This window comes from Nocardioides sp. NPDC006273 (genome assembly GCF_040613495.1).
Lineage (GTDB): Bacteria > Actinomycetota > Actinomycetes > Propionibacteriales > Nocardioidaceae > Nocardioides.
In genome coordinates this window covers 17,496-26,870 of the sequence record NZ_JBEXSD010000016.1, presented here as the reverse complement: position 1 = coordinate 26,870, position 9,375 = coordinate 17,496, and the positions used below count along the sequence as shown (strand labels likewise).

Sequence of the window (9,375 nt, the reverse complement as noted above, 5' to 3'; positions counted from 1 at the left end):
CGAGGCGCGAGATACTGGGATCAGCCGTCTGGCGGCCCCCGGCATCCTGCCGGGCTGAGAGACGAACGGATCCCCCATGACCACGCACGATCTCCCGAGCCGGGCTGAGCTCCACGATCGGCCCGGCCTGCTGCGCGGCACGTCCTGGGAGCTCTTCGCGGATCCCTGGCGCGGCACCCCGTCGTTCGCGGACGAGCAGAGCGTGGTGGCCGCGGCCGGCCTCGTCCAGCTCGGCGAGGCCTTCGGACTCGACTACCCGATCGACGCGTTCATGCCGGGGATGTTCCAGGCCGCGAAGCCGGCCGAGCACATCATCTACGGCAACCACCCGGCTCACCGCGGTGACTACCTGGACGGCTTCTACCTCCAGTCCTCGACCCAGATCGACGGGCTGCGGAACCGGCGCGCAGACGACGCCGGGTTCTACGGTGGCACCGCTGACGAGCTGATCGCACCAGGGACCGAGGAGCTCGGCATCCAGGTGTGGGCCGACCGTCCCATCGTCGGCCGCGGCGTCCTGGTGGACATCGCCGGCCTCCTCGCCCGGCGTGAGGAGAGCCTCGACCACGAGGCCGGCCAGCCGATCCCGTATGCCTACATCGACCAGGCCCTGACCGCGCAGGCAATCGAACTGCGCCCCGGTGATGTCGTCATGCTCCACACCGGGTGGTGCGAGTGGTTCCTCGGTCTCACCGCCGAGCAGAAGCTGGCGCAGCAGGCGCTCGGCCGTGCCACCGGCATCGCGCAGAGCGAGGAGGTGCTCGACTGGGCCTGGGACACCGGCCTCGCCCTGCTCGCCGCGGACACCTTCGCGGTCGAGTGCCTGCCTGCCGTACCCGACTCGCCCTTCCTCCAGACGGCATTGAACGACCGCGGCACGATGCATCAGGAGTTCCTGGCCAAGCTCGGCATGCCGCTCGGAGAGCTGTGGCGCCTCGGGCCGTTGGCGCGCCGGATGGACCATCTCCAACGGTGGGAGGCCTTCCTCAGCGTGAAGCCGCTCAACGTCACCGGTGCGACCGGATCGCCGGCGAACGCCGTCGCCGTCATCTGAGGAATCTTCTACCGAAGACGGTCCGATGCGTCTGCGTCGTCACGTCGGCCCCGTAGGTTGGAGGCGAACGCAGCCGTCACCGGAGCGAGGGGGTCTCGTGCGTCGCTGGGTGCGCCGGTCCTTGTTGGAGGTGGTCCCGCGTGACCACCGTCAGAGTGACGCCGCCCTGCGTCGCCGTCAGCTGGTCACGTTCGGCTTCGTGGTGCTCGGCGCGGTGGTGCTCGGATTCTCGCTGCGTATCGAGCCGGGCAGCTTCTGGTTCTATCCGGCGACCTTCGCCCTGGCCGGGGTGTGGGCGATCGGCGCATTCGCCTCCGGGCCGCTGTATCTGGGACGAATCGGTGCCTGGCGCCAGCAGGACGGGGAGGGCGAGCGCCGGCTCGTCCGCCCGGTGCTGCCGCCGATCCTGCTCGGCCTGGGACTGGCGGGCGTCTTCGTGGTCGGCGGCCTGGTCGTGCGGGAGATCGCGTGGCTGGACCGGCAGGTGCGGTCGGTGGTCGACTTCGCCGATCAGGGCTCGCTGCCGATCCTGATCGTGGTGACGGCGGTCAACGGAGTGGCGGAGGAGCTGTTCTTCCGCGGCGCGGTCTATGCGGCTCTGCCCCGCCACCCCGTCGCCTGGACGTCGGTGGCCTACGTCATCGCGACACTGGCGACCGGCAACGTGATGCTGGCCTTCGCCGCCATCCTGCTCGGGGTCGTGGTCGGGTTCGAGCGGCGCGCGTCCGGCGGCGTCCTCGCCCCGATCCTCACCCACTGCGCATGGTCGCTGTCGATGCTGCTGGCCTTGCCGCTGCTGTTCGGTTGAGGGCTTCGTACGCCGCGAGCGTGGTCGCTCAGACCCTCTTCCCGTCGGCCAGCCGCTCGGCCAGCGCCCGGCGTACTGCCTCGCGATACGGCAGCGGATCGCCGGGCACCACATCGAGGATGCGCCGGTCCTGCACGACGACCTCCGTGGTCATCGAGTCGATCAGGTTGCGCCCGGTCGTCAGGTCGACGTCGGTCACCAGCGCCAGCCAGTACGACGACAGCCGGGGTGTCAGCACCGGCACAGGGACGACCGGGATCGATCGGCCGTTGGCCAGCTCGGAGGCGACGGTCAGCATGTCGAGGTAGGTCATCGCCTCGGGGCCGCCGATCTCGAAGGTCTCGCCGATCGCGCCCGGGTTGTCGATGACACCTGCCAGATAGCGGATCACGTCGTCGACGGCGATGGGCTGCGTCCGGGTGGCCGTCCATCTCGGCACCACCATGGCCGGGAGGTTCTTGACCAGCTGCCGGGTCAGCTCCCAGGAGATGCCGCCGTGGCCGACGACGATCGCGGCCCGCAGCGTCGTGACGGGGACGCCGGCCTCACCGAGCAGGGACTCGACCTCTCGGCGGGAGCGCAGGTGGGGCGACAGGTCGCCGTCGTCGCCGAGCCCGCCGAGATAGACGATCTGGCGCACCCCGGCCCGGGACGCGGCAGCACCGAAGGAGCGTGCTGCCCGCGCGTCGCGATCCTCGAAGTCGTCGTGATCGAGCGAGTGCACCAGATAGACCGCGACATCCACCCCTTCGAGCGCGGCGTCCAGAGAGGAGGGGTCGCCGACGTCGGCCCCCACCGGTTCACCAGGACCGTCGTAGTCGTCCGGGCGCCTGGTCATCGCGCGCACCCTGGTGTCGTCTTCGGTCAGCTCCGCGACCAGTCGTCGACCGATGAACCCGGTCGCGCCGGTGACGAGGACGGTGGTCGAGGTCTTCATGGGTCGAGCCTACGGGCGCACCGTCCTGTCCTGCGTCAGGCCGAGCCCGACGAGTCGACCGGTCGACAGTCCTGCCCGCAGCCGTCCCCGGCGACCGGCTCGGAGGCGTGCGATGCCGGTCGGTGAAGTACGGCGCCGGTCGGCGTCACGAGGACGTCGGAGCCATCGACGCGACCGGTGCCGTCGATGATCAGCGCGTGGCCGCGCGGTTCGAGCGGGGCGTACGTGAGGGTGAGCACCGGATTGGTGGCGAGGTTCGCACGGGTGCCGCCACCGGGGTCGGAGACGCGCAGGTAGGAGCCCTCCATGACCGGGTCCACGACCACGACCTTGATCCGCTCGCCCGCGGTGGTCAGCAGAAACCCGCTGCCGAACCGCTCGAGGGTGGCAGCGAGATCAGGCAGGGCGATCGGGATGCTCATGCTCATCACCATAGTCCGGCCAATTTTAGAGCAACGCTCTGTTACTGTCGACGCAGCAGCCAGTCCCGCGAACCGCGGGTCGCAGACGAAGGAGCAGCGCCATGGTCACCATCTCCCACGACGGACCGGTATGGACACTCGATCTCGGCGCCGATGAGAACCGCTTCTCACCCGACTGGCTCGAGACCGTCGAGGAGGCTCTCGACCGGATCGAGTCGACGACCGAGCCAGCCGTGCTGGTCTCGACCGGCGGCGGCAAGTTCTACTCGAACGGACTCGACCTCGAGTGGCTCGGGCAGAACCTCGATCAGCACGACAGGTACGTCGAGCGGGTCGAGGCGCTCTTCGCGCGCGTCCTCACCCTGCCCGTGCCGACGGTCGCTGCGGTCAACGGGCACGCGTTCGGTGCCGGCGCGATGCTCGCGATGGCGCACGACTACCGGGCGATGCGCGAGGACCGCGGTTACTTCTGCTTCCCCGAGGTGGACATCCACATCCCCTTCACCCCGGGCATGAACGCCCTGGTCACCAGCAAGCTGACGCCGCGCACCGCGCTCGACGCGATGGCGACCGGCCGGCGCTACGGCGGGGGAGAGGCCGCCGCGGTGGGTCTGGTCGACGGTTCCGCCGCCGCCGACGAGCTGGCCGAGACGGCTGCCGGGCTCGTGCGTGACCTGGCAGGCAAGGACCGTGCCACGCTCGGCACGATCAAGGCCAGGATGTTCGCCGACGTCGTCGCGGCGCTCCGCTCCGGCGACGCCGAGCCGGCCTGAGCCGTCGAGCCGACGATGGGACGTCCCCGGCAGCATGACCTCGACGACCTCCTCGGCCACGCCCGGAGGCTGTGGATCGAGCGGGGTGCCGACGGCCTGACGATCCGAGCGCTCAGCTCGGTGTCAGGCGCATCCAACGGTGCGGTCTACCACGCGTTCGGGTCTCGCGCCGGCCTGCTGGCGCGCGTCTGGGCACAGGAGGCCGGCCGCTTCCTTGCCTTCCAGCGGGACCGGGTGCGCGAGGCGGTGCTCGACGGCGATGCGACCTCTGCGCTCGTCGCGGCGGCGCTCGCCCCGGCGACGTACGCCACGGACAACGCCGATGGTGCTCGCCTCCTGCTCGCGGTCACCGCGGACGACCTGCTGGCAGCGGACCCCGGTGAGCCGGCACGCACTCAGCTGATCGACCTCCAGAAGGAGCTCGGCACGCTCCTCGTCGACCTCGCCTCCGCGCTGTGGGACCGGCGGGACCGCGCAGCGGTCGAGGTCGTACGCCACTGTGTGGTCACGTTGCCCGGAGCGCTGCTGCTCCAGGCCGATGACATCGCCGACCCCCTGGCCGCGCACTCGCTCGAGCACGCTGTCCATGGGATCGCGGCGGTCGCGCCCCCGGCCTCAGGCGTCTGACTCCTCCGGTTCCCGCGGTGGCAGGTCGAGCCGCTCGAGCCGGGCGCGATCGGCCAGGGAGGCGATCCTGGTCATGCGCCCGCCCTCGACCGTGCAGGCCATCAGCGCCATGGGTTCACCGGAAGGACCCCAGGCGAGGACTCCCGGCCGGCCATCGACCAGGACACGGCGGGCGGTGACGCCCGAGTCGGCGCCGCGCGCAAGTGCCCGGAGAAGGTCCGTACGTCCTCGAGTCACCGTCACGCCGCGGCTGCCGTGCAGCTCCCAGCGAAGATCAGGATCGAGGAGTTCCAGCAGTTCGTCGAAGTCGCCGTCCCGGGCGGCGGCAAGGAACGCGTCGACCACGCGGCGTTGCTCGCGCCGGCCGCTGGTGGGCCTCGGGGCACCGTGCACCTTCCGGCGGGCGCGGCTGGCGGCCATCTTCGCGGCGTCGGCCGACTTGTCGATGATCTGGCCGATCTCGCTGAACGGCACGGCGAACATGTCGTGCAGCACGAAGGCGAGCCGCTCCTCGGGGCGGAGCGACCCGAGCACGACCATGAGCGCCAGTCCCAGTGCATCCGCCTGGATCGCGAGGTCCTCGGGGCCCTGGGACGCATCGGCGTCGTCCGGGGTGACGATCGGATCCCGGAACTGCTCCTCGTAGGAGACCTCAGCCTTGGTCGTACGCGACCGGATGGTGTCGATGCTGAGCCTGCCGACCACGGTCGTGAGCCACCCGCCCAGGTTCTCGATGGAGCCTGGCTCCTGGCGGGCGAGCCGCAGCCATGCCTCCTGTACGACGTCCTGGGCGTCGGCCGGGCTGCCGAGCACCCGGGCCGCGATCGCCAGCAGCCGAGCCCGATGTGCCTCGAACTCCCCGCTCAGATCCTTCTGGTCGGTCATCGGTTACCTCTTCTCGTCCTGGGCCGTCATCACCATGACGAGCCCGGCCGGGCCGTCGTAACAAGATCTAGGAGAACACTGTGAACGTCATTCTGTGGATCGTCGCCGGGCTTCTCGCCGCGGCCTTCACTGCCGGGGGCACAAGTCTGCTGCTGATGTCGAGGGAGCGATACCGCGCTCTGGGGGAGAGCCAGCACTGGATCGACGACTTCGGCGACGGCCACCTCCAGTTCATCGGGACGGTCAAGATCATCGGCTGCCTGGGCCTGATCCTTCCGGGGGCTCTGGGCATCGCTCCGATCCTGACTCCGCTCGCGGCCTGCGGGATGGTGATGTTCATGACCGGCGCCGCCACCACGCGCTTACGGCGCAGCGAGTGGAAGCTGCTCGGCCCGGACCTCCTCTACCTGAGCCTTTTCGCCTTCGTCGCTTGGGGCCGGTTCGACCTGCAGCCCTTCTAGACCCATGGCGCAAAACATTGACAGTTGTCGATATGAGGTGCAGAGTATCGTATCGACAGACATCAATATGAGCTTCAGGAGGATCCCATGTCACGCATCCAGCTCGCGCTCAACGTCGACGATCTCGAGAAGTCGGTCGCGTTCTACTCGACCCTGTTCGGAGTCGAGCCGGCCAAGACCAAGCCCGGCTACGCCAACTTCGCCGTCGCCGAGCCGCCCTTGAAGCTGGTTCTCGTCGAGAATCCCGGCCAGGGCGGCACCATCAACCACCTCGGCGTCGAGGTCGCCGACACCGACACGGTCGACACCGAGCAGACTCGGCTGCACGCCGCCGGCTTCGCATCGGTCGACGAGCGGGGAACCACCTGCTGCTACGCCAAGCAGGACAAGTTCTGGGTCGAGAACGCCCCCAACGGCGAGCGGTGGGAGGTCTACACCGTGCTCGCCGACAGCGACACCCCCGCCGCGGCCGAGCCGGAGCCCGAGCCCGCGGCCGCGGCCGCGGGCTGATGCTGAACGGGGCCCGCATCGACCTGCTCCTGGCCGATCCGGCCTGATCGCCGCTGACGGGCCACGATCCCGTCGGGCCGGGCCGTGAGGTTCTGGTCCGGCGGGATCTGTGCGTCCGGCGACTCCGCGCGGTCGGACTTCGTCCTAGACGCCGATGATCCGCCGCATGCCCTGGTAGGCGCGGTCAGCGGCTCGCATGTCGCCGTGGAGGAGGCGGGCGGGGGTGATGAACGAGGCGAGCGACTCGAGCCCGAACACAACCGATTCGACGTCGGTGTCCTCGGGCAGGTCACCGGCCTCGACGGCGGTGGCCAGGTCGGCCCGCAACGTCGCTCGCCACTGGTTGCGGCCCTCGAGCAGGCGCTCGTGGACGGCGCCGTCGCGACCGTCGTAGTCGTAGGTCACCTGGGTCATCAGGCAGCCGCCCGGGTAGCCGGGATCCGCGGCGTACTCCGTCCAGGCGTCGCATGCGGCCAGAAGCCGGGGGAGCCCCTGCGGGAACCGCTTGACCGTGTCCCAGACCCGGGTCCGGAAGTCGGCGAAGACCAGCTCGACCGTCTCCAGCTGGAGGGCCTCCTTGGTGCGGAACTGGCCGATCACCCCCGACTTGCTCATCTGCACGATCTCGGCCAGCCGGCCGATCGTCACGCTGTCCAGTCCCTCGATCGAAGCCAGGTCGGCGGCTGCCTTGACCACGCTCCGTCGGGTTTCGAGTGCCGCCTGCGCGGATGCACGTCCTGCCATGCCAGAAGTTTAGCGCACGATCGAACTCTATTGCATAACGTACGATCGTACGCTTAATCTGCTCGCATGGACTCCTCACACACCTCGCGAAGACCGGCGCTCGCCGTCAAGGTCGGCGCATCGGCGACCGTGCTCGCCTTTCTCGACACCACGGTGACCAATCTGGCGGTGCCGCCCGTGGCCGCCGAGTTCTCGGTCGGTGCCACCGCGGCCGCCTGGGTCGCCACGGCGTACGTCATCCCGTTCGCCGCCTTCCTCGCACCGGCGGGCGTCGCCGCCGACGCGGCGGGCCGAGCCCGGCTGTTCCGCTTCGGGGTCGGTCTCTTCACCGTGTGCTCGCTCGTCATCGCGCTGGCGCCGACCTTCGAGCTGCTGCTCGTGGGAAGGGCGCTGCAGGGCGTCGGAGCGGCGCTGATGACTCCCGCGTCCCTCGCGCTCATCCTCGCCGAGGTTCCTCCCGAGCGTCGTCGTGCGGCCATCGGGCTGTGGAGCGGAGCCGGTGCGCTGGCTGCGGCCGCGGGACCGGCGCTGGGTGGCGTGGTCATCGAGTGGATCGACTGGAGGGCGGTGTTCTGCATCAACGTGCCGCTCGGCGTCTGGGTCGTCTGGGCCGCGCGGCCGCTGCGTGCCGGAGACACCGCCATGCGTCGTCTGCCCGACGTCCTGGGGAGTCTGCTCATCGCGGTCGCGATCGGTGCTCTCGTGCTCGGGCTCTCCGAGGCGCCCGCCCGGGGCTGGGGGTCGTGGTTCGTCCTGGCCGCGGCCGCGGTCGCGATCCTCGCCACGGTCGGAGCGGTCCGGCGGGCGAGCAGCCACGAGCATCCTGGTCTTCGGATCGACCTGCTCCGGAACCGCGGTGTCGCGGTGACGACCGGCGTCTCGACCGCGTACGGGATCGCACTGTTTGCCACGATGCTCCTGGGGGTCCTCTTCCTGGTCGAGGTGTGGCAGTACTCGGCGCTCCGCGCCGGCCTGGCCATGACGCCCGCGGCCTTGGCGGCCGCCGTGGTCGGACTGGGGGTCGGCCGGGTCAAGGCGCCGATCCCGCCACGTCGGATGATCGCGGTCGGGGCGACCATCCTGGCAACCTCGAGCGCGCTGCTGGCGCTGAGCATCTCGACGACGCCACAGTTCCTCGGCCTCTGGCTGCCGGTGGGCACCCTGATGGGGATCGGTGTCGGCCTCACCACCGTCGGCATCTCGACGGCCGGCGCGACGGCGAGCGCCCCGCAGCACTTCGCCGCCGTGACCGGGCTGCTGATGGCCGCCCGGCAGCTCGGCGGCGCCTTCGGTATCGCCGTCCTGTCCGTGCTGCTCGTCCAGGTCGACGCGACCACCGCTGTCCGCCCGTACGCCGGGGTCTATTGGTTCACCACCCTGGCTTCCCTGCTCGCTCTGGCCGGCGCGGCGCTGCTGCGCCCGGTCGTGATCCACGTTCCCATCACCCAGCCCACCAAGGAGACCCACCGATGACCGAGACCCGCACCGACAGCTTCGAGCTGGAGGCCACAGATCCCCACTGCACCGACCCCGAGACCGCCGCCGACAGGCTCAGCCACCAGCCGTGGAAGCGGTTCGCGGTGCTCGGCGACAGCGTCACCGCCGGCATCCGGGGCCCGCTGGACGGCTACCGCGACGAGTCCTTCGCCGAGCGCCTGGTGGACGCCCTGGCGAGCACCCGCCCCGGCTTCGAGTCGGTTAACCTCGCCATCCCCTACCTGACCACCGCCGAGATCCGCGAGGTGCAGCTCGAGCCGGCGCTGGCCTTCGCGCCCGACGCCGTGCTCGTCAGCGCGGGCGGGAACGACGCCTTCAATCCGTACGACCCGGACCAGCTGCGTACGGAGCTCGAGCTGCTCCTGCGGCCGTTGGCGGAGAGCGGTGCCGTCGTTCTCACCGTCGGCCTCTTCGATCTCGCCCGGTCCGGGCTGGTGCGTGCGGAGCAGGCGGTGGACATGGCCGAGCGGTTCGACACCCTCGACCGGATCACCGCAGAGATCACCCGCAGCCTGGACGGGATCCACATCGACACCCATCACCACCCGCTGTCCGCCGACCCGGCCATCTACGCCCGCGACCGTATCCACGGCAACGCCCGTGGGCACGCCGTGGCCTTCGCCGCCATCGTCGACGCGCTCGCGTGACGACCCGGTC

General features: G+C 70.3%; 12 protein-coding genes. 8 read left to right on the top strand and 4 right to left on the bottom strand.

Features of this window, described 5'->3' with window-relative positions:
• Nucleotides 1-76: 76 nt before the first annotated feature.
• The gene (locus tag ABZZ22_RS09465) at nt 77-1,054 is read left to right on the top strand and encodes a cyclase family protein (protein ID WP_354929772.1); all 978 of its coding nucleotides are present in this window, start codon (nt 77-79) and stop codon (nt 1,052-1,054) included.
• 97 nt (nt 1,055-1,151) lie between these two features.
• Nucleotides 1,152-1,862, top strand: coding sequence for a type II CAAX endopeptidase family protein (locus ABZZ22_RS09460; protein WP_354929769.1), 711 nt, complete (start codon nt 1,152-1,154; stop codon nt 1,860-1,862).
• Between the two features lie 28 nt (nt 1,863-1,890).
• On the opposite strand, the gene ABZZ22_RS09455 is transcribed toward ABZZ22_RS09460, so the two are convergent.
• Nucleotides 1,891-2,799 (bottom strand): NAD(P)H-binding protein, encoded by a 909-nt coding sequence (locus ABZZ22_RS09455; RefSeq protein WP_354929767.1) that lies wholly within the window; start codon nt 2,797-2,799, stop codon nt 1,891-1,893.
• A gap of 35 nt (nt 2,800-2,834) precedes the next feature.
• A complete protein-coding gene (locus ABZZ22_RS09450) occupies nt 2,835-3,221 on the bottom strand; it encodes a pyridoxamine 5'-phosphate oxidase (RefSeq protein WP_354929765.1) in 387 nt (128 codons plus the stop codon).
• 101 nt (nt 3,222-3,322) lie between these two features.
• Between ABZZ22_RS09450 and ABZZ22_RS09445 the strand changes: the two genes are divergently transcribed.
• Both ABZZ22_RS09445 and ABZZ22_RS09440 read left to right on the top strand, forming a co-directional pair.
• Nucleotides 3,323-3,994 carry an enoyl-CoA hydratase-related protein gene (locus ABZZ22_RS09445; protein ID WP_354929763.1) on the top strand — a complete coding sequence of 224 codons (672 nt, stop codon included), beginning with the start codon at nt 3,323-3,325 and terminating at the stop codon, nt 3,992-3,994.
• A gap of 15 nt (nt 3,995-4,009) precedes the next feature.
• Complete coding sequence (locus ABZZ22_RS09440) at nt 4,010-4,621, top strand: helix-turn-helix domain-containing protein (RefSeq protein ID WP_354929761.1); 612 nt, start codon at nt 4,010-4,012, stop codon at nt 4,619-4,621.
• On the opposite strand, the gene ABZZ22_RS09435 is transcribed toward ABZZ22_RS09440, so the two are convergent.
• Nucleotides 4,610-5,506, bottom strand: coding sequence for a sigma-70 family RNA polymerase sigma factor (locus ABZZ22_RS09435; protein WP_354929759.1), 897 nt, complete (start codon nt 5,504-5,506; stop codon nt 4,610-4,612). The genes ABZZ22_RS09440 and ABZZ22_RS09435 overlap by 12 nt on opposite strands.
• Before the next feature lie 80 nt (nt 5,507-5,586).
• Here ABZZ22_RS09435 and ABZZ22_RS09430 point away from each other — a divergent pair, with 80 nt between their 5' ends.
• Together ABZZ22_RS09430 and ABZZ22_RS09425 are read left to right on the top strand one after the other, a co-directional pair.
• Complete coding sequence (locus tag ABZZ22_RS09430) at nt 5,587-5,967, top strand: DoxX family protein (RefSeq protein WP_354929756.1); 381 nt, start codon at nt 5,587-5,589, stop codon at nt 5,965-5,967.
• A gap of 87 nt (nt 5,968-6,054) precedes the next feature.
• The gene (locus tag ABZZ22_RS09425) at nt 6,055-6,477 is read left to right on the top strand and encodes an ArsI/CadI family heavy metal resistance metalloenzyme (RefSeq protein ID WP_354929754.1); all 423 of its coding nucleotides are present in this window, start codon (nt 6,055-6,057) and stop codon (nt 6,475-6,477) included.
• Between the two features lie 144 nt (nt 6,478-6,621).
• Here the strand turns inward: ABZZ22_RS09425 and ABZZ22_RS09420 are convergent, their stop codons facing one another.
• Nucleotides 6,622-7,221 (bottom strand): TetR family transcriptional regulator, encoded by a 600-nt coding sequence (locus ABZZ22_RS09420; RefSeq protein WP_354929751.1) that lies wholly within the window; start codon nt 7,219-7,221, stop codon nt 6,622-6,624.
• A 66-nt stretch (nt 7,222-7,287) separates the two neighbouring features.
• Between ABZZ22_RS09420 and ABZZ22_RS09415 the strand changes: the two genes are divergently transcribed.
• A complete protein-coding gene (locus ABZZ22_RS09415) occupies nt 7,288-8,694 on the top strand; it encodes a DHA2 family efflux MFS transporter permease subunit (RefSeq protein WP_354929748.1) in 1,407 nt (468 codons plus the stop codon).
• Nucleotides 8,691-9,365, top strand: a complete 675-nt coding sequence (locus ABZZ22_RS09410) for an SGNH/GDSL hydrolase family protein (RefSeq protein ID WP_354929745.1) — start codon at nt 8,691-8,693, stop codon at nt 9,363-9,365. The genes ABZZ22_RS09415 and ABZZ22_RS09410 overlap by 4 nt, the downstream gene beginning before the upstream one ends.
• Nucleotides 9,366-9,375: the final 10 nt, after the last annotated feature.

What these genes read in the sequence shown, in the direction of transcription:
- ABZZ22_RS09465 (WP_354929772.1), top strand. Translation starts at nt 77, where the DNA reads ATGACCACGCACGATCTCCCGAGCCGGGCTGAGCTCCACGATCGGCCC.
- ABZZ22_RS09455 (WP_354929767.1), bottom strand. Translation starts at nt 2,799, where the DNA reads ATGAAGACCTCGACCACCGTCCTCGTCACCGGCGCGACCGGGTTCATC.
- ABZZ22_RS09450 (WP_354929765.1), bottom strand. Translation starts at nt 3,221, where the DNA reads ATGAGCATCCCGATCGCCCTGCCTGATCTCGCTGCCACCCTCGAGCGG.
- ABZZ22_RS09445 (WP_354929763.1), top strand. Translation starts at nt 3,323, where the DNA reads ATGGTCACCATCTCCCACGACGGACCGGTATGGACACTCGATCTCGGC.
- ABZZ22_RS09440 (WP_354929761.1), top strand. Translation starts at nt 4,010, where the DNA reads ATGGGACGTCCCCGGCAGCATGACCTCGACGACCTCCTCGGCCACGCC.
- ABZZ22_RS09435 (WP_354929759.1), bottom strand. Translation starts at nt 5,506, where the DNA reads ATGACCGACCAGAAGGATCTGAGCGGGGAGTTCGAGGCACATCGGGCT.
- ABZZ22_RS09425 (WP_354929754.1), top strand. Translation starts at nt 6,055, where the DNA reads ATGTCACGCATCCAGCTCGCGCTCAACGTCGACGATCTCGAGAAGTCG.
- ABZZ22_RS09420 (WP_354929751.1), bottom strand. Translation starts at nt 7,221, where the DNA reads ATGGCAGGACGTGCATCCGCGCAGGCGGCACTCGAAACCCGACGGAGC.
- ABZZ22_RS09415 (WP_354929748.1), top strand. Translation starts at nt 7,288, where the DNA reads ATGGACTCCTCACACACCTCGCGAAGACCGGCGCTCGCCGTCAAGGTC.
- ABZZ22_RS09410 (WP_354929745.1), top strand. Translation starts at nt 8,691, where the DNA reads ATGACCGAGACCCGCACCGACAGCTTCGAGCTGGAGGCCACAGATCCC.